Raw genomic sequence first — 25,269 nt, forward strand, 5'->3', positions numbered from 1 at the left:
GTACTTGAAACTATTTCAGTTTTTTAAGACTGTTTACCGTCACCGTTTCTTCACATTTTTCATACGTGATCTCATAAGACGGATTTTTTTCAGGATAGGTTAAAAGATAGTCCGGACATGGTTTCTTTTGTGCATGGCTGCGGTCAAAATCTACCTTTCCGTTGGTAATGATGCTGTCTTTTATAAATTTCTCATCAATCTTGTAGGTTGCCATTGCATTTTTAGCTTCTTCAGAATATTTGAATTCTTTGGAAAGACTTTCAGCAATCACACGGCTGTTCGGTAAATATCCGCTGCAGCTTGCTCCTTTTTTGTTTAAAATAAAAAATACGATCAAAAGCCCCGGAACGAAGCCTATTGCATAAAATTTCAGTTTCTTCATTAGAAAATTAAAAGATTGATATCGTGGTACGTAAGTCCGAAACGATCGCAGATGATCTTCTTGGTATGTCTTCCTTTGTACATATATAAGCTCTGCTTCATTTCGTTTTTGCGGATCAGCATGTTTTCAAAGCCGCCCTCTTCGTCATAATTTAAAATATAGGAAAGGAAGAAATTCGAGATGGCCTTAGTGGTAGTTCTCGGCATTCTTGAGGTAAGATTCGGAAGTCCGCAGTGGATGACACCGTGTTTGATGACATAAGGATCCTCCATGGTAGTAAGCTCTGAAGTTTCGATCACTTTACCGTTATCTATGGTAATATCGATGATGACACTGCCTTTTTTCATTTTCATCACCATATCTTCAGTAACGATAGGGGTCATATTCAATCTTGGAAGAGCTCCGATCACTACATCAGCACGTCTTAGACTTTTGCTGAGCTCTTTAGGATCAATAATAGAAGTCGGTACACGGCTGTCAACAATCGTGTGAAGCCTTCTAAGCTTGGATAAAGAATTATCGAAAACTTTTACACTTGCTCCTAAACCAATGGCTGCCTTTGTAGCAAACTCACCTACAATTCCGGCTCCAAGGATAACAACTTCTGCAGGTCTTACTCCTGTAATTCCTCCCAGCATTAACCCGTTTGATAAGGCTAATAATTCGGAGGCATATAAGATTGAAACGGTTCCTGCAATTTCCCCGACTAATCTTACCAAAGCCAGCTGCTTGTATTCATCAACGATAAATTCAAAAGCGATGGCGTTTATTTTTTTCTCTGCAAGCTTTAAGAAATACTCCTTGTCTCTAAGATTAATTTGAAGTGCCGAAACCAGATACGTATTAGGCTTCATGTACTCAATTTCATCTTCTGTAGGAGGGTTCACCTTCAGGATAAGATCCTGCCCGAAAGCTTCTTTTGGATCATTGGTGATCTTCGCTCCAGATTCGGAATACTGTAAATCTGTAAAAAATGAACCTTGTCCGGCCCCTGATTCAATAATGATCTCATGGCCGTGCTCTACCAACACCTGTACGGCGTCAGGAGTAATACAGGTTCTCCTTTCGTTGAGACAGGTTTCTTTAGGAATTCCAATACTGAACTGTTTCCCTTTCTTTATAACCTCCAATTTTTCCTCTTTCGGCATTAATTCTTCTTCTGTGAAAGGAGTAAAAATATTTGTACTCATCCTTAAATTAAATTATGTCTTACAGATTGTTTTTTACACTCAATTAATGAGCAAAGATACATAATATTTAATCGAATGAAATCTCTCTGTTTTCACCCGTATTTACAATGCTCATTGTATGGTAGTTAAGACCGTAAAGGTCCTCTTCATAGACTTCCGGCCATTCGATGATGCATAAAAAAGAGTTGTCCAGATATTCTTCAATTCCGATATCATAGACTTCTTCAATGTTTTTTAAGCGGTAAAGATCAAAATGAAATACTTTCCCTTTTTCGGTATTGTATTCATTGACAATAGAGTAAGTGGGAGAGTTTACTTCGTCATTACTGCCCATGTTTTTAAGCAGAAATTGAGTGAATGTGGTTTTACCTGCTCCCAGGTTTCCCTTTAATAAAAGAATATTATGTTGTAATTGAGGAATGATGGTGTCAACAACTTCCTGCCAGTCTTCGATTGTATTGATAGTGAACTGCATATAGTAGCAAATTTATTTTGCAAAAATAATGATAAAACTTACTAAATATAATGCACTTGTATTATATAATTGTAAGGTTTTTTTTTATGTGTATTTTTGTACTATGATTTCCAAACAGACCATTGATAAGATATTCTCCACGATCCGCGTTGAAGAGATTGTGGGCGAATATGTGCAGTTGAAAAGAGCAGGGTCTAACTACAAGGGGCTCAGTCCTTTTCATGATGAAAAAACACCCAGTTTTGTAGTTTCTGCCAGTAAGCAGATCTGGAAGGACTTCTCCACAGGAAAAGGAGGAACGGCAATCTCTTTCCTTATGGAAATTGAAAATTTTACGTATCCTGAAGCACTACGCCACGCTGCAAAAAAATACGGAATTGAAATTGAAGAAGACCAGCGTGAAATTTCTGAAGAAGCAAAAAATGCCCAGACAGAAAAAGATCTGCTGTATAAAATTCATGAGGTTGCCAATACGTATTTTCAGGAGATCCTTTGGGATGATCAGGAGGGCAGAAGCATAGGACTTTCTTATTTCAAAGAGAGAGAATTAAGGGATGATATTATTAAAAAATTCCAGCTGGGATATTCTCCGGAGAAAAAGAATGCTTTCACGGCTTATGCGCTTGAAAAAGGTTATAATAAAGAAATTCTTGAGAAATCCGGACTTTCCATCTTCCCGGAAAATACACCTGCAGGGGTTGACCGTTTCAGGGAAAGGGTAATTTTCCCTATTCACAGTTTTTCAGGAAGGGTTTTAGGTTTCGGAGCAAGAATCCTGAAGAATAATGTCAAAACAGCAAAATACCTCAATTCACCGGAAACGGAGATCTACCATAAATCCAATGTTCTTTATGGATTAAACCAGAGTAAGCAGGCGATTTCAAGAAAGAATGCCTGTCTTTTGGTGGAAGGGTATATGGACGTGATTTCACTTCATATGTCTGGAATTGAAAACGTAGTGGCAAGTTCCGGAACGTCTTTGACGACAGAGCAGATCAAACTGATTAAGAGGCTTACGGAAAACGTAACGATTCTTTTTGACGGTGATAATGCCGGTATCAAAGCCAGTTTCCGAAGTATTGATATGCTGCTGACTGAGGGAATGAACATCCGTGTCTTGCTTTTCCCTGATGGAGATGACCCGGATTCCTTTGCCAGAAAACACCCGCAGGAATACGTTGAAAAGTATATCGAAAATGAAGCGATGGATTTCATCGATTTCAAGGCGGAAATTCTCCTGAGAGATATCGGAAATGATCCGATTAAAAAGGCTGAAGCAATCAGAGATATTGTGAAATCTGTCTCTTTCGTACAAAATGCCCTGAAAAGAGAGGTTTATCTGAAAGAGGTTTCCAATAAATTCGGGCTTTCTGAGCAGAGTCTTTTCAATGAACTGGATGTTCAGAAGCAGATCACACAGAATCAGACCCATCATGTTCAACAGCAGCAGAAAGAGAAAACAGCCGCTCCAAAGATGGAGGTTGTGCCTTTGGATCAGGAAAAAGAAGATCCTTTTCTGTATGATGTACTGTTCATGGAGAACAAACTTGTTGAACACATGCTGGCATTTGGAGATATTATTCTGAAACGTAGAAATGAACAAGGAGAAGAATATCAGATTACAGTAATTGAGGAAATTCTTCATCATTTTGAAGAAGAGCAGTATGAATTTTTAGTTAAAGGGAATGAAATCATTATTACTCAGGTGAGGGAAGGAATTCAAAAAGATGAGTTGAGAAGTGGAAACTTTTTTGTATCTTTTATGGACGAAGAAATTACCACAAAGGTTGTAGACGCTCTGATCCCGTTGGATGAGCTTGAAAACTGGGCTTCCAGAAATATTTATCCTCCCAATTACGGTGATAAAGTGGCAGATCAGATCAAGGGAGATGTTTTGCTGCACAAATTCAGATATATTGATTATTTAATTACAGAAACAGATAAAGAGCTGGATGTGTACAGGGATACTGATGAAGGAAAGTACTATGAGCTTATCAAGAAAATTACGTTATTGAAACAGGCTTCCATGCGATTGAGTAATATCATTGAATATTCACCTATCAAAGGAATCTATGGTAGAAAACGGTAATTTTTAAGTCAGTTATTTTAATATTCTGTGACAAAAAGTCCTATAAAATTTTAGGAATAAATATTGTAATTTAAACTTCGAGAATATTTAAAAAATAATACATAATAGAAATATGGACATTAAAAAAGAATTCAGAGATTTCTCTGTAAAACATTTAGGAAACAACGGTTTGGTTACCGATCAGTATATGGGAATGTATGGCCCAACGAATCTTACTCCGTACATCATGGAAGAAAGAAGATTAAACGTTGCTCAGATGGACGTTTTCTCCCGTCTGATGATGGACAGAATTATCTTCCTGGGAACAGGTATTGATGATCAGGTAGCAAACATCGTTACGGCTCAGCTTTTATTCCTGGAAAGTGCTGACCCTTCAAAAGATATTCAGATCTACATCAACTCTCCTGGTGGTAGTGTATATGCGGGTCTGGGTATTTATGACACCATGCAGATCATCAAGCCGGATGTAGCAACCATCTGTACAGGTATGGCTGCTTCAATGGGAGCTGTATTACTGGTTGCCGGAGAAAAGGGAAAACGTTCTGCGCTTAAGCATTCAAGAGTAATGATCCACCAGCCTTCAGGAGGTGCTCAGGGAGTTGCTTCTGATATGGAGATCAACTTAAGAGAAATGTTGAAGCTGAAGCAGGAGCTTTATGAAATCATCGGTCATCATTCAGGACAAACGTATGAGTGGGTAGAAAAATCTTCTGACAGAGATTACTGGATGACTTCTGAAGAAGCTAAAGGTTACGGAATGGTAGACGAGGTTTTACAAAGATCTACTGAGAAAAAATAATTGATGATACAATCATTAGAACCGCACCCATCTGGTGCGGTTTTTTTGTTGGATGATGTTTAAAATTTCTACTATTTAGCTTCTGCGGAATGACACAATTGGAATGGAGGTTTATCAATACAGCTTATCATTCCGAAGAAATCCGGCTGCAATAATCCGGAAAAAAATACTTCACAAGAAATCTACAATTCTGACCAAATTCCAACTGAAGACGTTAAAATTCCCATCCTCCGGAGGGGTGGCAAAAATTCAAAGAATTTTTGACGGGGTGGTTGTAAAGGTCTATAACCATTCAACATTTCTGTCCTGTAACAGAATCGCTTTTCTTTTTAGATCCTATTGTTAAAAAACAATTATCATTATATTTAAGATCAGTTTACAATCGATTTATACTTTCGCAGCCATAAAAGTGAATATGAAAAAATTACTATGGTCTGCAGTCGTGCTGGTAGTATTGGCTTCATGTAAAAGTGATGATGATACAGCCATAATTAATCAGGATATTAATTATTCCAAACTCCCTCAGGAGTTTCCATTTTCAAAACTGACTACGATAAACGGAGTGGATGTTATCAACGGAGGTTTTGGGTCCGGAGCTGCGGCTCATCCTACCAGAAAAGGCGAATTCTATGTCATTACCGATAGAGGACCTAACACCGACTTCCAGAATGGAAAAAAGTTTCTTACTCCTAATTTTACTCCAACCATTATGCATTTTAAAATCAATGCTGACGGAAATGTAGAGGTCATCAAATATATTAAACTTAAAAATCCATCCGGACAGCCTATTACCGGACTTCCAAATCCTGTTGGAATGGGGAGCACAGGGGAAGTAGCATATGATGCTTCCGGAAATGTCTTAGGTACTGATCAGTATGGTCTTGACAGCGAAAGTATTGTTGCTGCCGCTGACGGTACATTCTGGGTTTCTGATGAATATGGACCGCATATTGTGCACTACAGTGCTGATGGAATGGAGATGGAAAGGATAAGCCCGATCGGAGTAAATACAGGACCTAGAAAATTACCTGCTGTTTTAGCGAAAAGAAGAGCTAACAGAGGAATGGAAGGACTTTGTATGAGCCCGGACGGAAGAACGCTGGTAGGAACCATGCAGTCGATGATGTATGTTCCCAGTAAGGCATTGGCTACCAATAAAACTTTAACGAGAATTGTCACATTTGATACGGTTACAGGGCAGACTAAACAGTTTCTATATAAGCAGGAAGGAGGAGCTTCTGATTCAGTGTGCGATATTACCGCATTAAGCAATAATGAATTCCTGGTGATTGAAAGAGATGGAAATTTCGGTTCTCAGGGAGGAATAAAAAAAGTATACAGAATCAATCTTAGCAATGCAACAGATGTAAACGGAGCCGATATCACCGATGTGGACGGAATGAAAGTTAACGGAAAAGCTTTAGAGCAATGTTCATGGGATGAAATTACCAATGCCGGAATAAAAGCTGTTACCAAAACATTAGCCGTAGATCTGGTGGCAAAGCTGGGGTATGAACATGATAAATTCGAGGGAATTGTTTATCTGGGAAATAATAAACTGGCTGTTTTCAATGATGATGACTTTGGAGTGGTAGATGATGGAAACGGAAATCCAAAATCCAAAATTTTACCTAAAACGGGTAAAGTAGACAAGGGAACAATGTATGTAGTCGATATTCAATAATTAGATTTTTTTAACGGAAAACGGCGGAATCGAAGATTCCGCCGTTTTTATTGTTAGATCAATGAATTCTAGTTAAAAGCTTCAATAATCTTAGAGAAATCCTCTAATTTCAAAGCTGCTCCTCCGATAAGACCTCCGTCAATATCCGGCTGAGAGAAAATTTCTTTTGCATTGTCTGGTTTTACAGAACCTCCGTAAAGAATAGAAACTTCGTCAGCAACTTCCTGTCCGTATTTTGCAGCAATAATGTTTCTGATGTGAGCGTGGATTTCCTGAGCCTGCTCCGGACTTGCCGTTTCTCCTGTTCCAATAGCCCAAACAGGTTCGTAAGCAATCACTACTTTTTTGATCTCTTCAGCAGAAAGCGTGAAAAGAGCTACTTCAGTCTGGTTTTTTACGACTTCAAGGTGTTGCCCTGCTTTTCTCTGTTCAAGAGTTTCTCCGTTACAGTAAACAGGAATAAGACCTTTATCAAGAGCCAGTTTGATCTTTCTGTTACAGTGAGAATCTGTTTCTCCGTGATATTGCCTTCTTTCAGAATGCCCGATCAAAGAACCTGTAGCGTCAATAGATTCCAGCATATCTGCAGAAATTTCACCTGTGTAAGCACCGCTTTCATGCTCGCTCATATCCTGAGAAAATACTCCGATCTCATCCTTTTCAAAAACGTCTTTTGCCATCATCAGGTATAATGCCGGTGGAGCAATCCAAACTTCACAGTTGGTAGCGTTATTGTTTTTATAGCTTAGTAACTGAATCATCAATTGCTGTGCATCAATTACATTTTTGTTCATTTTCCAGTTTCCTGCAACTATTTTTCTTCTCATAAGATTTAAATATAGATTTATTTTATTTTTCGTTGTTGTTTATAATCCCCAAAGGTTTTTCAGCAGAACATAGAATGTATGTTCCTCTTCCGTTACTTTATTGTCCGCTTTGATTAAAGATTTTGCAAACTGAACAAATTTCACACGTTCATCCTCTGTAGAATCTTCGTGGAAACATCTTGCATGGAATTCAAAATGATCTTTCCATTCTTCAGGCTGTAAAAGGGCCAAAGTATCCAATTCATTATCAAGGTTCATTCTGAAAGGAAATTCATCCGCCAGGTATTGCTGTACCAGCATTCCTTCCTCAGGAGCAAACTCTCCGTCTACAGAAGAAAGAATCATTAATAAATGATAACCGGCGATTGATTTATTTGATTTTTGCATGAGCTTTTATATGTTTAAGTTTAGTGTTTAAATTTGATATTTGATAATTGATCCACGATTAGCTTTCGTTAAAAAGATCATTCATCATTTATAATTAATTAACGTAGTCCTTTGCAGGTTGTTTATCTACAATTTTTCCATTCTCAAGAATCAGTACAAACGGGTTGCTTCTTGCTATTGTTTTAATGGCAGTTCCGTCCATTAGTACATTTTTGATGGTTTTAAAAGTATTAGGCTCTGTTGAAACTCCGTAGATAAGGGCGCCTTTCTGGGCATTTACTTTTGCCTCCACTTTCTGAAGCAGGTCAGCAGGGATTTCTTTTGGATGATAGGAAAACACCAGAACAGCTTTTGGAGCGTTGATGATCTCATTGGTAACTTCCATTCCTGTAGGATCTTCAATCTTAAATTTTACAATTTCAGATTTGTAACCTTCCTTGATCAATACAGATTCATTTTTTCCATCTTCAATTTTCCATGGAGAACCTTCTGCCCAATATTCTGTTTTTTTGATATAATCATCCTGATTTACCTTTACTAACTGTCCTGTTTTTTCATTTTTCAGAGAGTAAAATGTCTTATATTCAGAAGGGTTTTTGTCAATTTTAGCTTTTTCACCTTTAATATCTGTCCCGATTTTATAATCACGGAAATCAATGATCGGTTCATGCATGATTCCCTGTGCCATAACATAAATCATTCCCAAAGAAAAGACTGTTAAAAGAATATATTGGAACGTATGGGAAGACTCTTTTGAAGTAACTCCATACTCATCTTTTTTACGGAAATCTTTTCTGTAAAGGACAAATAAGATAATCAATCCTACCAGCAGTACAACATCTTTTAAGAAGCTTTGCCATGGAGTGAATTTGATAGCATCTCCAAAACATCCACAATCTGTTACCACATTGAAATAAGCCGAATAAAACGTCAGGAATCCAAAGAAAATACAAAGAGCAATTAATATGGATAAGGTAAATTTAAGCTTTAACTTAAGCAGCAGCATAAATCCTAAGAAAAGCTCCAGTACCACCACGATAATGGAAAACAGCAGGGCAAACTTTTCAAAAAACGGCATATTGAAAACAGCAGGAGAGAAATATTCTTCCATTTTGAAAGAAAAACCTACCAGATCCACGGCTTTCACAAAGCCTGAAAGGATAAAAATGACAGCAATAATAAAGCGTAATAAACCTTTGAGCATATTAAATATTTTTGGGTTCGAACTGATTTTCTTTTTCCGAGAACTTGATCAGACAGAAGACGGCATAATTCAGCATGTCGAAATAGTTGGCATCAAGCCCTTCCGAAACGATCGTTTGTCCCTGGTTATCCTCAATCTGTTTGGTTCTCAATACTTTTTGATAAATAAGATCCGTAATCGAAGAAATCCTCATATCTCTCCATGCTTCACCGTAATCATGATTTTTTCTTTCCATCAAAGCTTTCGCTTCGTTGGCATATTGGTCATACAGACCTAAAATTTCTTCTTTATTTTCGTTGAAATCATTGGAAAGACCTTTCTCCAGCTGAATAAGTCCAATGATAGAATAGTTCACAATGGCGATAAATTCATCTTCTTCACTCTCATCCACCATTTTTTTATCAGTCATCTGCAGCGTACGGATCCTGTTGACTTTAATATAAATCTGATCCGTAATGGAGCTTGGTCTTAAAACCCTCCATGCCGCACCATAATCCTGCAATTTTTTGCCGAAAAGATCACGGCACTGACTGATAACTTTCTCAAACTGTACTGATGTTTTTAACATAAATCTTCTTAATCTTCCAAATATACGAATTCGGTTTTAGATTTTTCAATTTGATAAGCTGAGTTTGTGTGTCTGAAGGTTTGAGGGTGGGAGAGTTTTAGAGTTCCGGGATTCGGGATTCGAGTTGTGGGGTTTGAGAGTTTGAAGGGTTTTTAGGGTTAGAGAGTATTTGAGGAAAGAGTTTCAATATCCGATTGATCTGGTTTTGAGGTTTAAAAGGGCTCATTTAGCTTCTAACTTTCAGCCGTTAATTTCTAACTTCTAGCTTCTAACTTCTAATTTCTGATTTAAAACTCATAAATCACTAATTTTGCACTACAAAAATCATTCATCAATTATCATTCATCATTTATAATCTACCCTCATCAATAATAATCTCAATGTTCTCCAACCCTAAAACTCTCCCACACTCAAACCCTCCAACTCATTCAATCAACTGCAACGGCCGTTTAGTACAACTGGACACCCCGAAAATCATGGGAATCCTCAATATGACCCCGGATTCCTTCTCTGATGGCGGAAAGTTTAATAATGAAAAATCAGCATTAAAGCATGCTGAAAAACTGTTGAAGGATGGAGCAGAAATACTGGATATTGGCCCTCAGTCTACACGTCCCAATGCAGAATTTTTAAGTGCTGAAGAAGAGATCAGCAGAATCGGAAATACCATCTCTCTGATTAAAAAAGAGTTTCCGGCAGCCCTGATTTCCCTGGATACTTTTTACGCAGAAACAGTGAAATTCGGATTTAATGAAGGAATTGATCTGATCAACGATATCTCAGGCGGTCAGTATGATACGGAAATGTTCAATACAGCTGCTGAAACGAAACTTCCTTATATTCTGATGCATGTAAATCCTTCTTACGAAACCATGCATGATAAAATAAAGTTTGAAGATATTACACTGGAAGTGAACCAATATTTTTCAAAAAAAACAAAAGAACTTTTAGAAAAAGGAGTGAATGATATCATTCTTGATCCCGGTTTTGGTTTTGGAAAAACAGTGGAAGACCAGATGAAAATGATCCATGAAGTTGAATACCTCGGGTTCGGAAAATTTCCTCTGCTGATAGGGATTTCCAGAAAGTCATTTATCTACAGGCCTCTGGGAAAATCACCGCTGGACATCAATGAGGAAACACAGAAACTGCACATGAAAGTATTGGAACAGGGAGCTAAAATTTTGAGGGTTCATGATGTGGCTGAAGCAAAGGAAACACTGAACCATTTTTTACGAAAAAAATAAAAAGTACAAAAAAAACTTGTGAGTACTTAAAAAGTTTATACATTTGCAATATGAATTTTACGAATCAGAAAAATATTATTGTCATTTCTATTATTGCTGTTGTCATTAACAACAGTAAGGAAACGGCATTTTAAATAGATTTTAATTTAAATTATATATAAAACCGTTTCAAACTATGAAACGGTTTTTTTGTTTTTAATTTTTTATAGTGTAAAAGTATGTATCAGTTATTATCAGTAATTATTATCGTCATTATTATTCCCTTACGGCTGTGAGAAGGAAGGTGTATGACTGTACATATATTGAGCCCTCTCACAGCGTGAGAGGGTTTTTTTTATTTCCATTTGTTAATTTTTTAAACCTCTATAACATGTATTACAACGATGACACGACCATCTACTTTGACGGAAAATTTACGAAAGCAAAAGATGCGGGAACTGATCTTTACAGCCAGTCACTTCACTATGGTTACTCTGTTTTTGAAGGCATAAAATCCTACAGCACAGATCATGGAACTCAAATTTTCAAAGCAAAAGAACACTACGAAAGACTGAAAAGATCAGCAGAACTCATGCATATTCCTTTTGATTATTCCGTAAATCAGCTTACAGAACTTACCTATGAACTTCTGGATCGTAATGGGTTTACAGATGCTTACATCCGTCCGTTGGTTACGTGTTCGCCCAATATGTCACTTTCAAAAGGACAAAAATCTTATCTGTCTCTTCTTGCATGGGAATGGAACAACGGCTATCTGGCGGATAAAATGAAAATTATGACTTCCCCCTTTCAACGTCCTAATCCTAAGGCATTCAAGGTGGAAGCCAAAGTAGGAGGACATTATGTAAACTCAATATTGGCCTGCCAGGATGCGAAAGATAAAGGCTATGATGAAGCGCTGGTTCTTGATGAAAACGGAAATGTTGCCGAAAGTTCAGGAGCCAATGTGTTCTACGAAAAAGACGGAGTTTTATATACTCCCGCCAAAGGAAGTATTCTTCCGGGCATTACTAGGCAAACCGTTATGGAAATTTGTAACGAGCTAGCTATTCCGGTAAAGGAAACTTTTTTCAAACCTGAAGAAATGAGAGGTGCAGATGCAGGCTTTTTCTGTGGTACGGCAGCAGAAATTGTTGCCCTGGATTCACTTGATGATGTTCCATTTTCCAAAAATTGGGAAAATACGGAGAGCAGGAGAGTACAACAGGCATATTTGAAATTGGTAAGAGTTCTGTCATTGTAAATTTTAAGAATATAAACATTTGATTATCAAATAAATAAATTCATTTTTTAAACAATTGAATATTGTAGTTTTTTGGAAAAACGAAAATGAAAAGAATATTACAAAATGTAGTTTTGGATCAAAATTTAGTAAAAAACTCTATTTGAAGAAGAGAAAAGAATAGAAAATGTAGGAAAAGTATGTTAAATAAATATTCAAAAACATTCACGCAAAACAGTGAACAACCCGCAGCCAAAGCCATGTTGTACGGGATAGGATTTACAGAAGAAGACATGCACAAAGCTCAGGTCGGAATTGCCAGTATGGGCTATGACGGAAACACCTGCAATATGCATCTGAATGATCTTGCCCAGGTAGTAAAAAAAGGAACATGGAACCACGGATTAGCCGGATTGATTTTTAACACCATCGGAGTAAGTGACGGAATGAGCAATGGAACAGACGGAATGCGCTATTCTCTGGTAAGCCGTGATGTGATTGCCGACAGCATCGAAGCCATCTGTGGAGCGCAATACTACGACGGATTAATTGCATTGCCGGGCTGCGACAAAAATATGCCGGGAACCATCATCGCAATGGGAAGACTGAACAGACCATCCATCATGGTGTACGGAGGAACCATAGCTCCCGGATGCTACAAAGGAGAACAGCTTAATATCGTTTCTGCTTTTGAAGCTTTAGGAAAAAAGATTGCAGGAGAAATTACTGAAGAAGATTTTGATGGGGTTGTAAAAAATTCCTGCCCCGGAGCCGGTGCATGTGGTGGAATGTATACAGCAAATACAATGGCTTCCGCGATAGAGGCTTTAGGAATGAGCCTTCCATATTCTTCTTCCAACCCGGCTTTAAGCAAAGAAAAACAGGAAGAATGCCTTGAAGCAGGAAAATACCTGAAAGTATTACTGGAAAAGGACATTAAACCTTCGGATATTATGACCCGCAAAGCTTTTGAAAATGCACTGCGCATGATTGTTATTCTTGGAGGAAGTACCAATGCCGTTCTGCATTTTATAGCTATGGCAAAAAGTGTGGGAGTACCGCTTACTCAGGATGATTTCCAAAAAATGAGTGATAAAACTCCGGTGCTGGCAGATTTAAAACCAAGCGGGAAATACCTGATGCAGGATCTGTATGAGCACGGGGGAATACCATCCGTCATGAAATACCTTTTGAACCAGGGATTATTACATGGGGATTGTTTAACGGTAACCGGAAAAACAGTTGCAGAGAATTTAGAAAATGTTCCCGATCTGGATTTTACTACTCAAAAGATTATTAAACCATTATCAGAGCCTGTAAAAGAGACAGGTCACCTGAGAATATTATATGGAAATCTTGCTGAAAAAGGAAGTGTGGCAAAGATTACAGGTAAAGAAGGAGAACGTTTCGTAGGAAAAGCGCGTGTATTTGATGGCGAAAAAAATCTGATCAGAGGAATTCAGGATGGAACCGTCCGGCATGGCGATGTGATTGTCATCCGTCATGAAGGTCCGAAAGGCGCTCCCGGAATGCCTGAAATGCTGAAACCCACGAGCGCGCTGATCGGGGCAGGACTGGGAAGCAGTGTGGCTTTGATTACCGATGGAAGATTCAGCGGAGGAACTCATGGTTTTGTAGTAGGACACATCACTCCCGAAGCTCATGAAGGAGGTCTTATCGCTTTTGTAAACGATGATGATCTGATTGAAATTGATGCTGTCAACAACACCATACAGCTCAAAGTTTCAGAAGAAGAAATAGAAAGAAGAAAAAAAGGGTGGCAAAAACCAGCTCTTAAAGTACAGAAAGGACTGCTTTATAAATATGCATTAACAGTATCATCAGCGGCAGAAGGCTGTGTAACGGACGAAATCACTCAATAAAAAATATGGAAAACCCGAATTTATCAACAGAAATACAACTGAGCGGAAGCCGGATCATTCTTGAAGCATTTCTTCAGGAAGGAGTGAAAACCGTTTTCGGATATCCGGGAGGTGCCATTATTCCAATTTATGATGCCCTTTACGATTATAAAGAGAACCTGAAACATATCCTTGTACGTCACGAGCAGGCGGCAGTGCATGCAGCACAAGGTCTTGCAAGAGTCTCAGGAGAAGTCGGTGTTGTACTGGCTACCAGCGGCCCGGGAGCAACCAATCTTGTCACAGGTTTGGCAGATGCTCTATTGGATAATACCCCCTTGGTATGTATTACGGGACAAGTTTTTGAACACCTTCTCGGAACTGATGCCTTTCAGGAAATAGATGTTATGAACATCACAAGTCCGGTTACCAAGTGGAATTATCAGGTGACGGATGCTCATGAGCTTCCCGAAGTATTGGCAAAAGCATTTTACATTGCAAAGTCAGGCCGTCCCGGGCCCGTAGTGATTGATGTGACTAAAAATGCCCAGCTGCAGTCTGTTGCTTATAAAGGCTATTCACCATGCCACGCATTACGAAGCTATAAACCGGATCCCGATCCATGTATGGAAAATATCGGAAAAGCTGCAGCGTTGATCAATAATGCAGAAAAGCCATTTGTTATTGCAGGACAGGGGATTATGCTCGGAAAAGCTGAAAAGGAGTTCTTACAGTTTGCAGAAAAATCAGGAATTCCGGTAGCATGGACGGTTCTGGGAATGAGTGCTATTCCAACTCATCATCCACAAGCGGTAGGAATGGTAGGAATGCACGGAAACTATGGCCCGAATATATTAACCAATGAATGTGATGTTCTGATTGCTGTAGGAATGCGGTTCGATGACCGTGTGACCGGAAGATTGGATCAGTATGCAAAACAGGCAAAGATTGTTCATCTGGATATTGACAATGCGGAGATCAATAAAAATGTAAAAGCAGATGTTCCCGTTCTGGGAAACTGCAAACATACGCTTCCTCTTCTTACAGAAAAGATCGTAAAAAGAGAACATCATCACTGGCATAAAAGATTTAAAAAATGCCATGAAATTGAAAACATCAACCTGATTCATACGGAGCTCTACCCTGAAGAAGGTGAGATTACAATGGGAGAGGTGATCCGCCAGTTGAATGAGATAACAGCAGGTGAAGCAGTAATTGTAACAGATGTAGGACAGCATCAGATGGCGACTTGCCGATACTCTCAGTTCAAACATTCCCGAACCAATGTCACAAGCGGTGGGCTGGGAACCATGGGTTTCTGTCTTCCCGCTGCGATAGGAGCGTCTTATGCAGAAACAAACCGTCCTGTTATTGCTGTAATGGGAGACGGGGGAGCTCAGATGAATATTCAGGAACTGGGAACCATTATGCAGTATCATCCGGAAGTGAAGATCTTAATTCTGAATAACTGCTATCTGGGAATGGTAAGGCAGTGGCAGGAATTGTTTCACGAAGAAAGGTATTCCTCAGTAGATATCCAGAGTCCCGATTTCGTTCAGGTGGCGAAAGGATACAATATTCCCGGAAAAAAAGTATCCGAGAGGGAAGACTTAAAATGGGCGCTCCGTGAAATGTTGGATCACAAAGGATCTTTCCTCCTTGAAGTAATGACAGGAAAAGAACACAATGTATTTCCGATGATCCCTCAGGGAAAAAGTGTTTCGGAAATTGTATTAAATAATAAATAAAATTTAAAAATAAAAAAGATGAAAACAGATCATAAAGAATATACCATTACAGCGTATACAGAAGATTATTTAGGATTAATCAGCCGCATCAATGCTATTTTTTCGAGAAGAAGAATCTCTATGGTGACCTTTAATGTTGGTCCTTCAGAAATGGAAAAAGTAAAAAAGTTTGTTATTGTTATCAGAGAAACAGAAGATTCTGTTCAGAAGATCAGCAGGCAAATGGAAAAGCAGGTAGACGTTCTGGAAGTACATTACCACAGAAATCCATATCTGACCGCAGTAGAATATGCTAGTTAAGCGCAAAAAATTAAACATCAATAAATAAAATCAAAAAAAATGGCAAAATTGAATTTTGGAGGAGTAGAGGAGAACGTAGTAACAAGAGAAGAATTTCCGTTGGAAAAAGCTCAGGAAGCACTAAAAGATGAAGTTGTAGCAGTAATTGGTTATGGAGTACAGGGGCCCGGGCAGGCTTTGAACCAGAAAGATAACGGAATTAATGTGATTGTAGGGCAGAGAAAAAACTCCAAATCTTGGGATAAAGCAATAGCAGACGGATTTGTACCGGGAGAAACATTATTTGAAATTGAAGAAGCATTGGAAAAAGGAACCATTATCTGCTATCTTCTGAGTGATGCTGCACAGATTGAATACTGGCCGAAAGTAAAACAGCATCTTACTCCAGGGAAAGCGTTGTATTTTTCTCATGGTTTCGGAATTACGTTCAGCGAGCGTACAGGAATCGTTCCTCCAGCCGATGTAGATGTATTTCTTGTAGCACCAAAAGGTTCAGGGACATCCTTGAGGAGAATGTTTTTGCAGAACAGAGGTCTGAACAGCAGTTTTGCCGTATATCAGGATGCTACAGGAAAAGCCAGAGAAAGAGTAACAGCATTGGGAATTGCTATAGGAAGCGGATATCTTTTTGAAACCGATTTTAAAAAAGAAGTATACAGCGATCTTGCCGGAGAACGCGGAACGCTGATGGGAGCCGTACAGGGAATATTTGCTGCTCAGTATGACGTATTGAGAAAAAATGGGCACAGCCCTTCTGAAGCCTTTAATGAAACCGTAGAAGAACTGACTCAGTCATTAATGCCATTGGTAGCAGAAAACGGAATGGACTGGATGTATGCCAACTGCAGTACAACCGCTCAGAGAGGAGCTTTGGACTGGTGGAAGCGCTTCAGAGATGCTACTTCGCCTTTGTTTGAAGAACTGTATGACAACGTAGCCAAAGGAAATGAAGCTCAACGTTCCATTGACAGCAACAGCAAACCGGATTACCGTGAAAAACTGGAAGCTGAACTTAGTGAACTAAGAGAAAGTGAAATGTGGAAGGCCGGGAAAACAGTACGAAGCCTGAGACCAGAAAATAATTAATAAGTAAACGGATGATGAAAGAGGGAGTAAGTTCCTCCGTTTTAGAGAATGTCTATAAAGCGGAGGAACGATTAAAAAATGTAGTGGTAAAAACACCTTTGGCTGTCAATAACAATCTGTCAGCTATTTATGAGTCGAATATTTATTTTAAAAGAGAAGATCTTCAAAGGGTCAGATCCTATAAAATAAGAGGTGCTTATAACAAGATGGCCACCATGTCTGAGGAAGAACTTTCAAAAGGTGTTGTGTGTGCCAGTGCAGGAAATCATGCGCAGGGAGTTGCATTTGCATGCCGGACCATGAAGGTGAAAGGAACGATTTTCATGCCTTTGCCAACTCCCGGGCAAAAGCTTGAACAGGTGAAAATGTTCGGTGGAGAATACATTGATGTTGTTTTATTTGGAGACACATTCGATGAATCCAAAGATGCTGCGATGAGGTTTTGTAAAGACCATAACAGCGTATTTATCCATCCTTTTGATGATCCGGCGATTATTGAAGGACAGGCAACAACAGCACTGGAGATTCTGGAACAGACAGAAGGTGTGGTTGATTATCTTTTTGTACCGATCGGCGGCGGCGGACTGGCAGCAGGAATCTGCACTGTATTTCAGCATCTGTCTCCGCAAACAAAGATTATCGGGGTAGAACCTTCCGCAGCAGCAAGCATGAAAAAAGCCCTTGAAAAAGGAAAACCTGTTCTTCTTGAAAAGATCAGTCGTTTTGTAGACGGAGCAGCGGTACAGCAAGTGGGAGATATTACATTTGAACGCTGTAAAGATATCCTGTACGATATGGCTACCGTGGATGAAGGACTTGTCTGTGAAACCATATTGTCTTTGTATAATAAAGATGCTATTGTTGTTGAACCGGCGGGAGCACTTTCAGTAGCAGTATTGGAAAAATACAGGGAGGAAATAAAAGGTAAAAACGTAGTATGTATTATCAGCGGGAGCAATAATGACATTACCCGGATGGAAGAAATCAAGGAAAAAGCATTGCTTCATGCAGGACTAAAGCATTATTTTCTGGTCAGATTCCCACAGCGTCCCGGAGCATTGAAAACCTTTGTAATGGATGTACTGGGGCCTGATGACGACATCACTTATTTTGAATATACTCAAAAAAATTCAAAAGAAAAAGGAATTGCAGTCGTAGGAATTGCTCTGAAGCAAAACAAAGATTTCATTCCTTTAATTGATAAGATGAAACAATATGATTTCTTTGTCAACTATCTGAACAATGATCCTTCTCTGATGAATTTGCTTATTTAAAATCATATTCAATACTAAATTATTTCGTGCACAAATCAGATTCTAAAAACACAATGATGAAAAAGCTTCACAATCAGTGAAGCTTTTTTTTGACAGAATCAATGACATAAGAAACTGAAGCGTTAAGAAAATGAATTCTGTGAACGTTAAAAAACTCTATTGTTTTAGTGCGGGACCAAATATGATTCTAAACATAGATCGTTTCCGCACGAGTTCAGAGTTTTTAGAGAACAGATTTCATTTTTAGCTGAAGTTTCTGAGTCTTGAATTTTTGATTCTTTTGTTTCAAGACAAAAGAAGTAGATTAAAAATAATTTTTGAACCATTAAGAATAATAAAGTTTTTAAGAATAGTGAAGAAAACATCTTCGATATTTAGTAAGCAGGATGGCTTCAGTGATGAAAAAAAGCTTCACAATTTTTGTGAAGCTTTTATGTTTCTGGCAATATCAAATGACATAAGAAACTGAAGCGTTAAGAAAATGAATTCTGTGAACGTTAAAAAAACTCTGGTGTTTGAGTGCGGGACCAAATATGATTCTAAACATAGATCGTTTCCGCACGAGTTTAGAGTTTTTAGAGAACAGATTTCATTTTTAGCTGAAGTTTCTAAGTCTTGAATTTTTGATTCTTTTGTTTCAAGACAAAAAAAATATAATTCTTTTTATAAATTATCTTTCAAGCGAAAAATTCGAAATTACTTTCGGACGTTCAGCTTCATTAGCAACTTTCCAGGATGTTCTGTACATCCATTCCGTCATTTTATACAGCTTTTTATAATTGATATTTTCTGATTCATCCTGCGGAGTATGGTACTGATCATGCAGAACACTGGTAAAGAATACAGCAGGAATACCAATTTTAGCATATGGAAGATGGTCACTTCTGAAATAGAAATACTCAGCATGGCTTGGAGAATCCCAATCTTTAAGGTATTTGAACTTTGTACTTTCATTGTTGGCATCTTCGGCCATTTTTACCAGTTCTTCAGAATTTTTGTGAGGAGCATTTCCTCCTAATAAAGCAGCTTCATTATTGTCATTTCTCCCGATCATGTCACCATTCAGTACGGCAACAATTTTCTCTTTCGGAACAACAGGATGTGCTGCATGCCATCTTGAACCCAGCAATCCTCTTTCTTCAGCGCCATGGAAAACAAACAGGATACTTCTTTTTCCCGGCTGTTTTTTGTAAGCTCTGGCCATTGCTAACATGGCAACACAGGTGCTTGCATTATCATCAGCACCGTTATAGATGGTGTCGTTTTTTACAGGATGTCTGATTCCGTCATGATCCTGGTGTCCGCTTAGTAAAACATATTCATTCTTAAGAACAGGATCTGTACCTTCTATTTTTCCGATAATATTTACTGAAGGGTATTTGTAAGTTTCAGTGATCAGGTTCAGAGAGGCTTTAGGATTGTTTTTTACCCAGCCGGCATTTTCTCTTTTGATCCACACAACAGGAATATTATTGGTGATTTTTTCTCTTAATCCTTCTACGCCATAGCTTCCTCTTGTCATTTGAGGCAGTACTTCTACCCAGCTTTGCTCGGAGATATCATCGGTGATGAAGATAATGGCTTTGGCTCCCAGTTCAGAAGCTTTATTGTAATATTTATTTCTTACAAATCCGGGATATCTTCTTACAAAAAGAGTCATATCCTTAGAAATATTTTTGTCGGATGCGTTTACTGCAAGAACTTTCCCTTTGATATTCAATTTCACAAGCTCTTCAGGTTCTGCGTTTCCGGCATATACAACTTCAGCGTCTACAGAAGCATTTACAGGTTCTGCAACCAGAAAATCCTTCCATAATTTTAAACTGTTATCTCCGATTTTCAGGCTGCTTTGTGGGATCACCTGATGTCTGTACATATCAAAGAACTGGAAAAATGTTCCATTATCTCCGGCAGGTTTCATTCCGGTTTCTTTGGCTTTATCAGCCAGCCACATAGAGACTTTCAATTCATCCAGTGTTCCGGCTTCGCGTCCCCAGAACTGGTCTGCAGCAAGCTGATACATATCGGTGCGGAGATCAGATTCTTTGATAGCAGAAACAAGAGGCTTCTTATAATTCTGAGCATTTCCAAAGGCAAATAAAAAAAGCCCAAGGAGAGAAAAAACATAATTTCTATTCATAAGAACTCTTAATTGAAGTTAGCCAATTTCTCTGAAAACTGTTTTGAAAACTCTTTTCTGTCTTCTTCCAGTTTTTCCTGTGTAGAAGGTAGAATATAATTAAAAAGGATCTTGTCTTCATGGTCTAAAAAGATAATTTCCTTTTCATTTCCATCGATCATCTGTGAGAAAATTTCCCACATCGGAGTGTCTTTTAATTTTAATAATTCAAAAAACTGTTCTGCTTTGATTTCGATTTTCTGCATGTTCTTTTTTATATAGTATCGTTGATATTTCTGAATTCTCATCCAAAAATAAAGATTTAGTATTTTCCGGACGATTAAAACTCGAGAAATTTCAGCTTAAACTGAATGGCGAAGTTTTCCTTGAAATGAGGCGTTGCATAATAACCCACTCTGTAGAATACCCCAAGATTAAAATAGCTGGATAGGAAATTGTTCCATTCCACACCGACTTCCTGATACAGGTGATCCAGTTTTCTGAATTTAAACTGGTGGTATTCCGGATGTTTCATATCACCGATAGTTCCTCTTAAGACAAAATCAAAGCTGGAAACATTGTGTCCGAAACTTTTCAGATACCATGGAAGTTTATGTGTAAAGTAATACGCTATGAACCTGTCATTATAGTATTTTCCGCCTTCCAGTGTGGCAAACCCAAGGTAAGATGTAAGGTTAAAATTGAAATCTTTACCAGGAGAGGCAAGTCCGTTCATCGTAAAGTTTTTCCAGATAGGCGCTCCGCCCAGCACAAGACCTCCGTACAATCTGAAACCGGTAGTCCCGACCGGTGTTTTGAAATTGTGAACAAACAAACCATCAAAACGGGAATAATTAAAATCTCCCTGCAGTATTTTGTAGCTCTGCTCATAATTAAAATACAGTTCAGGATATTTCTGATCAATCAGAGATTTTCCCTGAGGGGTCATAATATTGGTAGAATTCGGAGAATATTTCAGGGTGAAAAGGGTATTGAAGTTTCTGTAAGATGTTCCCCGGTCTCTGAACTGATAATCGAATTCAGCTTCTTCTGTGTTTCTTCTTACGGCAAGAGCAACGGTAAGTCCGTTGGTGACATCGTTCAGGTAAGATAATGACATTCCTTTAAAGTGGAAATACCGGTCATTGTTCAGATTATTCCCGAAGTTCATCATTCTCATCTTGAAATTCCACATTTTTCGGTTGAATTCTCCGGATGCTGTCACATCATCATACACTTCAAATCTGAAAAAGGAATTCTTTTCCAGTGTGGTTTTCATATCAAGCCCCATTCCGTACTTCCATTTTCGGTCTTTCACACCATATGCAAAATAGTAGTCGGGTGAAAAATAAGGGTTGAAATTTTCATTCAGCTTGGCTTTTAAACCTAATCTGAAACCTTCATAGGAGTTATAATTGACAATTTCATCCACAGCAAAGTCTACAGAACCGACTCTGATCTGCCCGTTCAGTAAACCTGATAAAATCTGTGCTTTGCTGTCGATTTTATATTTTTTACCTAAACTGTCGATGGTTTTATAGGTATTTTGTTCCCTTTCGGTAAGGGGATCTGTCCTGTAGCGGTCCAGAGATTGACCGTCAATATTTTTTACCGAGAAAGTATAGCCTTTAAAATCCTTTGGATCTTCTTCAATAGGAGATTCGAAATCAAAATATTTTGAGGTAAGAAAGGCATAGGTCCCGAAGCTTTTTTTGTCTTTCTTATCATCGGCATGCACTTTGTCATCCATGGCCATTTTACCCATTTTAAGCTTGGCTTTTTCATGGGCAAGGAACCATTTGTTATTGTAGAATACCCAGGTACTGGTAATAATTCCTTCGTTTTTATTTTTACTGAAATTCTCGATTTTTTTGATTCCGTACGTTTCAGTATCTACATAAATAGCACCGTTATACTTTCGTTTTCTGTCCGGCTTTTTGTAATTTACCTCACGGAAGCGGATCACAAAGTTTTTCCTTCCGTCAAGGGTAACCGTATCTGAAAGAAAGAATCTGTACAGTCCTCTGTTTTCGGGTTTTATCTGTTCGGGAACAACATCCCTGTTACTTTGCTGTAGCGCGATCATTTCGTAAATAGGCTGCTTCAGACCGGAGATTCTGTTGTCCAGAATATTGATCTTTTCACCATACTTTTTGGAGTACAAAAACTCCTGAGCCCTTTCCCAAAGAAAGAGTTTACTTTTTGAAAATATTTTTCTTGCGTTGATATTATTCAGCGAGTCTTTTTCCCTTTTTTTCTTGAAAATATTTAAATCATTAAAATACTGATTAAACTGCGAAAGACTGTCCTCATCAATATCCAGAGAGATTTTTTCGTAGGATTTGTAAGAATAGGATCCTAAACTTTTGGGTGAGTTTTCTTTGAATAATTTATTGACTTTTTTAAGAATTTCCAGAGCCCTGGGATCACTTTTGTCTTCAATAACAACCGCTTCAATGTTGGTTGTCTTTGATGTTTTTTTAAGAAGGGAGACTTCCATGCTGCTCTCAACTGTGATACTTTCTCTCTGATAAGAATCTGCATCAATATCAATGTTTTTACATCCTGTTTTAAACTCCAGAATACCCTGTTCATTCGTATATCCGATAACGGAATTGTCACAGGATATTTTTGCATTACGGACAGGTTTTTGGCTGGCGTCATCCACAACCTTAATTTTTGATTGTGAATACCCCAAAAAGCAGATCAGGAAAAATAATAACAGTAAACCCCTTTTCATGTAAAAAAACTACGTCAAAAATAATGATATTTATTGTTGTAAAAAAGTTTTTAACAGAGTATAACATTGATTTAATCTAATGTTTTCATGGAAGTTCCAAAGGTAAAATCAAACAAAGAAATGAGCCACATAGTCTTTCTTTGTTTTACCAGAATTTCTAAATAAAAAAACTCCCGGACAGTTCATATTCAGGAGTTTTTATTGTTTATTTGTGTTTTAGAATCGTTTATTGATCATCCAGCGCTTTCATAAATTCAATAATATCATCAACTTCTTTGTCGGTAAGCTGTAATGGTGCATCAGAAAGTGTCTGATTATCTACTTTAAATCCGAAAGCTTTTCCACCGCCTTTGTTATAGAAATTCATCACTTCTTTCAGGGTTTTATACCCGCCGTTGTGCATATAAGGAGCTGTTTTGTTAATATTTCTAAGTGTTGGCGTTTTAAAGGAATGCTGCAGGGAAAAAACTGTTTCATGGAATTTTCCCCGTCCCGGATCCGTGTCAAATGTTTTATTTTCTCCGTTAATTGCTGCTCCCAGGACTTCCTGTTCTGTTTTTTTGAAATTCGGAGGAACCGTTCCATTGAATAAGGGAAGGAAATGACAGATGGCACACTGGGCTTTTCCCACAAAAAGATTGAAACCACGCTTTTGATTGTCTGTCATCGCTGATTTATTTCCTCTCATATATTCATCAAAATCTGAATTGAATTTTGCGAGCGAACGACTATAGCTCGCCAGTACATTCTGAAGCTGCCAGACCTCTGTTTTTTGTGAATGATAGATCTTTTTAAATGCGGCCTGATAGTTTTTATCCTGATTGATTTTGGAAAGAATAACATTCAGATCACCGTGCATTTCTTCTTTATTGGAGATTACATCAGAGCTTTGCCCTTCCAGGTCATCCTTTCTCATATCCCAAAACTGGCCATGCTGATAGCCTGCATAATTGAGCGAAGGGGTATTTCTTGCCAGTTCCGAATTTTCAAGGGACATTGCTCTGGCTAGACCGTCTGTAAATGCTTTCTCTGGAATATGGCATGTTGCACAGCTTCGGTTATTGCTGTTGGATAATATTTTATCATTAAAAAGCTGATGTCCAAGAGCTGCCTTTTCTTCAGAGTAGGCGTATTCTTTTCCGGGAGTGAAAGCATTAGGATTAAAAGCATTTTTACTAAAGAATGTAGCTGTATTTTTGTTTAAAGCAGTGGTTACCTCAACATCAGGAATGTTCTCCTGCTTTTTAAAATCAAGCATCAGAGCTGTGATCCTGTTCAAATGATCCGGAATGAAATTCACGTAGTCAAACGTATTTTTGTCTGTGTTTTTTTTCAGTATTTCAATGGTTGAATTGATTGCTGTAACAATATTTTTTAAAGCTTTGTTTTTAGAGTGGTCAGTGGAGATCTGTTCCAAAGTTTCTTTAATTCCTTGCAGAGAAGATGGCATTTCCTGTAAAAATGTTCCCGAAACCGGAGTGTCAAAACCTGAAATTCCCAGACTGGAAATTCTGAAAGCCTCCTGTCTTAAGGCATCAAAGACCTGATCTTTACTGATAGTAATAACCTGAAAGTTGGTTTCTATGGTATTGCTTTTATTGATGAGCTTATTGAGCATTCGGATTACTTCTTCTTTATTCGCTTTTTCGTAAGGGTAGAACATCTCTTCCAGCACCTGTAAGCCTTCAGGTTCTATTTCAGTATGTTCATCCATTTCTATTTCGGGAAGGGCCGGGCCATTGATAAACCTTGCAGAGTGGGGAAGGAAGTATTCTACAGCCCATTCCATTTTTTTGTAGGTTTTTCGGATATCGTGGAATTTCTCCTGAAGAAGTTTTTCATCAGCATCTTTAGCAACAAGAGCCTTCAGTTCATTGATCTGTTTTTCAAAATCAGCATTGGTTTTGATGATCCTGTTTTTTACAGAACCAAGATCTTCGTATACGGGCTGCTGCTTATCATTTTTGCAATGGTAAAGCGTAAAAAGTGCTGCTGCACAGTATAAGAAAAGGAGTATCGGGTATTTTGAAAGTTTACTCATAAGGATGAAAAAGTATCAACAGAGG

The 25,269-nt window shown here is 38.2% G+C and carries 21 protein-coding genes; 10 read left to right on the forward strand and 11 right to left on the reverse strand.

The genetic code is table 11. The features are described 5' to 3' along the window. Positions 1 to 10: 10 nt before the first annotated feature. The 3 genes from FFS26_RS19865 to tsaE form a co-directional block, all read right to left on the reverse strand. Positions 11 to 382: a DUF4258 domain-containing protein gene (locus FFS26_RS19865; RefSeq protein ID WP_062671273.1), complete on the reverse strand. Its 372-nt coding sequence runs from the start codon at positions 380 to 382 to the stop codon at positions 11 to 13. After that, positions 382 to 1,572 carry an alanine dehydrogenase gene (locus FFS26_RS19870; protein WP_062671272.1) on the reverse strand — a complete coding sequence of 397 codons (1,191 nt, stop codon included), beginning with the start codon at positions 1,570 to 1,572 and terminating at the stop codon, positions 382 to 384. The genes FFS26_RS19865 and FFS26_RS19870 overlap by 1 nt, the downstream gene beginning before the upstream one ends. Before the next feature lie 67 nt (positions 1,573 to 1,639). Beyond that, positions 1,640 to 2,047 carry a tRNA (adenosine(37)-N6)-threonylcarbamoyltransferase complex ATPase subunit type 1 TsaE gene (gene tsaE / locus FFS26_RS19875; RefSeq protein WP_110009234.1) on the reverse strand — a complete coding sequence of 136 codons (408 nt, stop codon included), beginning with the start codon at positions 2,045 to 2,047 and terminating at the stop codon, positions 1,640 to 1,642. Between the two features lie 103 nt (positions 2,048 to 2,150). On the opposite strand from tsaE, the gene dnaG reads away from it, so the two are divergent. From dnaG to FFS26_RS19890, 3 genes are all read left to right on the forward strand, one after another. After that, positions 2,151 to 4,136, forward strand: coding sequence for a DNA primase (gene dnaG / locus FFS26_RS19880; protein WP_062671270.1), 1,986 nt, complete (start codon positions 2,151 to 2,153; stop codon positions 4,134 to 4,136). A gap of 112 nt (positions 4,137 to 4,248) precedes the next feature. Beyond that, positions 4,249 to 4,935, forward strand: a complete 687-nt coding sequence (gene clpP, locus FFS26_RS19885) for an ATP-dependent Clp endopeptidase proteolytic subunit ClpP (RefSeq protein WP_027373257.1) — start codon at positions 4,249 to 4,251, stop codon at positions 4,933 to 4,935. A gap of 415 nt (positions 4,936 to 5,350) precedes the next feature. Next, a complete protein-coding gene (locus tag FFS26_RS19890) occupies positions 5,351 to 6,619 on the forward strand; it encodes an esterase-like activity of phytase family protein (protein WP_137905924.1) in 1,269 nt (422 codons plus the stop codon). A 68-nt stretch (positions 6,620 to 6,687) separates the two neighbouring features. On the opposite strand, the gene tpiA is transcribed toward FFS26_RS19890, so the two are convergent. From tpiA to FFS26_RS19910, 4 genes are all read right to left on the reverse strand, one after another. Then, entirely contained in the window at positions 6,688 to 7,446 is a 759-nt protein-coding gene (gene tpiA, locus FFS26_RS19895) for a triose-phosphate isomerase (protein ID WP_110009237.1), read from the reverse strand. Positions 7,447 to 7,485: 39 nt separating this feature from the next. Continuing rightward, the gene (locus FFS26_RS19900) at positions 7,486 to 7,833 is read right to left on the reverse strand and encodes a TerB family tellurite resistance protein (RefSeq protein WP_110009238.1); all 348 of its coding nucleotides are present in this window, start codon (positions 7,831 to 7,833) and stop codon (positions 7,486 to 7,488) included. Positions 7,834 to 7,927: 94 nt separating this feature from the next. Then, entirely contained in the window at positions 7,928 to 9,037 is a 1,110-nt protein-coding gene (locus FFS26_RS19905; RefSeq protein WP_137905925.1) for a BT_3928 family protein, read from the reverse strand. Position 9,038: 1 nt separating this feature from the next. Beyond that, complete coding sequence (locus tag FFS26_RS19910; RefSeq protein ID WP_110009240.1) at positions 9,039 to 9,605, reverse strand: DUF1599 domain-containing protein; 567 nt, start codon at positions 9,603 to 9,605, stop codon at positions 9,039 to 9,041. A gap of 476 nt (positions 9,606 to 10,081) precedes the next feature. On the opposite strand from FFS26_RS19910, the gene folP reads away from it, so the two are divergent. From folP to ilvA, 7 genes are all read left to right on the forward strand, one after another. After that, positions 10,082 to 10,852 (forward strand): dihydropteroate synthase, encoded by a 771-nt coding sequence (gene folP / locus FFS26_RS19915; protein WP_171006359.1) that lies wholly within the window; start codon positions 10,082 to 10,084, stop codon positions 10,850 to 10,852. A gap of 370 nt (positions 10,853 to 11,222) precedes the next feature. Beyond that, positions 11,223 to 12,095 (forward strand): branched-chain-amino-acid transaminase, encoded by an 873-nt coding sequence (ilvE, locus tag FFS26_RS19920; protein WP_110009242.1) that lies wholly within the window; start codon positions 11,223 to 11,225, stop codon positions 12,093 to 12,095. Positions 12,096 to 12,274: 179 nt separating this feature from the next. After that, positions 12,275 to 13,957: a dihydroxy-acid dehydratase gene (gene ilvD / locus FFS26_RS19925; RefSeq protein ID WP_137905927.1), complete on the forward strand. Its 1,683-nt coding sequence runs from the start codon at positions 12,275 to 12,277 to the stop codon at positions 13,955 to 13,957. A gap of 5 nt (positions 13,958 to 13,962) precedes the next feature. Beyond that, positions 13,963 to 15,684 (forward strand): biosynthetic-type acetolactate synthase large subunit, encoded by a 1,722-nt coding sequence (gene ilvB, locus FFS26_RS19930; RefSeq protein WP_137905928.1) that lies wholly within the window; start codon positions 13,963 to 13,965, stop codon positions 15,682 to 15,684. Between the two features lie 18 nt (positions 15,685 to 15,702). Then, positions 15,703 to 15,984, forward strand: coding sequence for a hypothetical protein (locus FFS26_RS19935; RefSeq protein ID WP_110009245.1), 282 nt, complete (start codon positions 15,703 to 15,705; stop codon positions 15,982 to 15,984). Positions 15,985 to 16,023: 39 nt separating this feature from the next. Further along, complete coding sequence (gene ilvC, locus FFS26_RS19940) at positions 16,024 to 17,070, forward strand: ketol-acid reductoisomerase (RefSeq protein WP_110009246.1); 1,047 nt, start codon at positions 16,024 to 16,026, stop codon at positions 17,068 to 17,070. Positions 17,071 to 17,081: 11 nt separating this feature from the next. Continuing rightward, positions 17,082 to 18,344: a threonine ammonia-lyase gene (gene ilvA / locus FFS26_RS19945; protein WP_137905929.1), complete on the forward strand. Its 1,263-nt coding sequence runs from the start codon at positions 17,082 to 17,084 to the stop codon at positions 18,342 to 18,344. Between the two features lie 670 nt (positions 18,345 to 19,014). Here the strand turns inward: ilvA and FFS26_RS19950 are convergent. The 4 genes from FFS26_RS19950 to FFS26_RS19965 all read right to left on the reverse strand — a co-directional run bounded on the left by FFS26_RS19950 (position 19,015) and on the right by FFS26_RS19965 (position 25,244). Beyond that, entirely contained in the window at positions 19,015 to 20,484 is a 1,470-nt protein-coding gene (locus tag FFS26_RS19950; protein WP_137905930.1) for a M20/M25/M40 family metallo-hydrolase, read from the reverse strand. A gap of 8 nt (positions 20,485 to 20,492) precedes the next feature. Further along, complete coding sequence (locus tag FFS26_RS19955; RefSeq protein ID WP_110009324.1) at positions 20,493 to 20,729, reverse strand: hypothetical protein; 237 nt, start codon at positions 20,727 to 20,729, stop codon at positions 20,493 to 20,495. Between the two features lie 74 nt (positions 20,730 to 20,803). After that, on the reverse strand, positions 20,804 to 23,131 hold the full coding sequence (locus tag FFS26_RS19960; protein ID WP_228449467.1) for a hypothetical protein: 2,328 nt from the start codon (positions 23,129 to 23,131) through the stop codon (positions 20,804 to 20,806). 298 nt (positions 23,132 to 23,429) lie between these two features. Continuing rightward, positions 23,430 to 25,244: a cytochrome-c peroxidase gene (locus FFS26_RS19965; protein ID WP_137905932.1), complete on the reverse strand. Its 1,815-nt coding sequence runs from the start codon at positions 25,242 to 25,244 to the stop codon at positions 23,430 to 23,432. Positions 25,245 to 25,269: the final 25 nt, after the last annotated feature.

Origin of the sequence: Chryseobacterium sp. 2VB (assembly GCF_005503635.1) — a bacterium.
Taxonomy (GTDB): Bacteria; Bacteroidota; Bacteroidia; order Flavobacteriales; family Weeksellaceae; genus Chryseobacterium; species Chryseobacterium cupriresistens.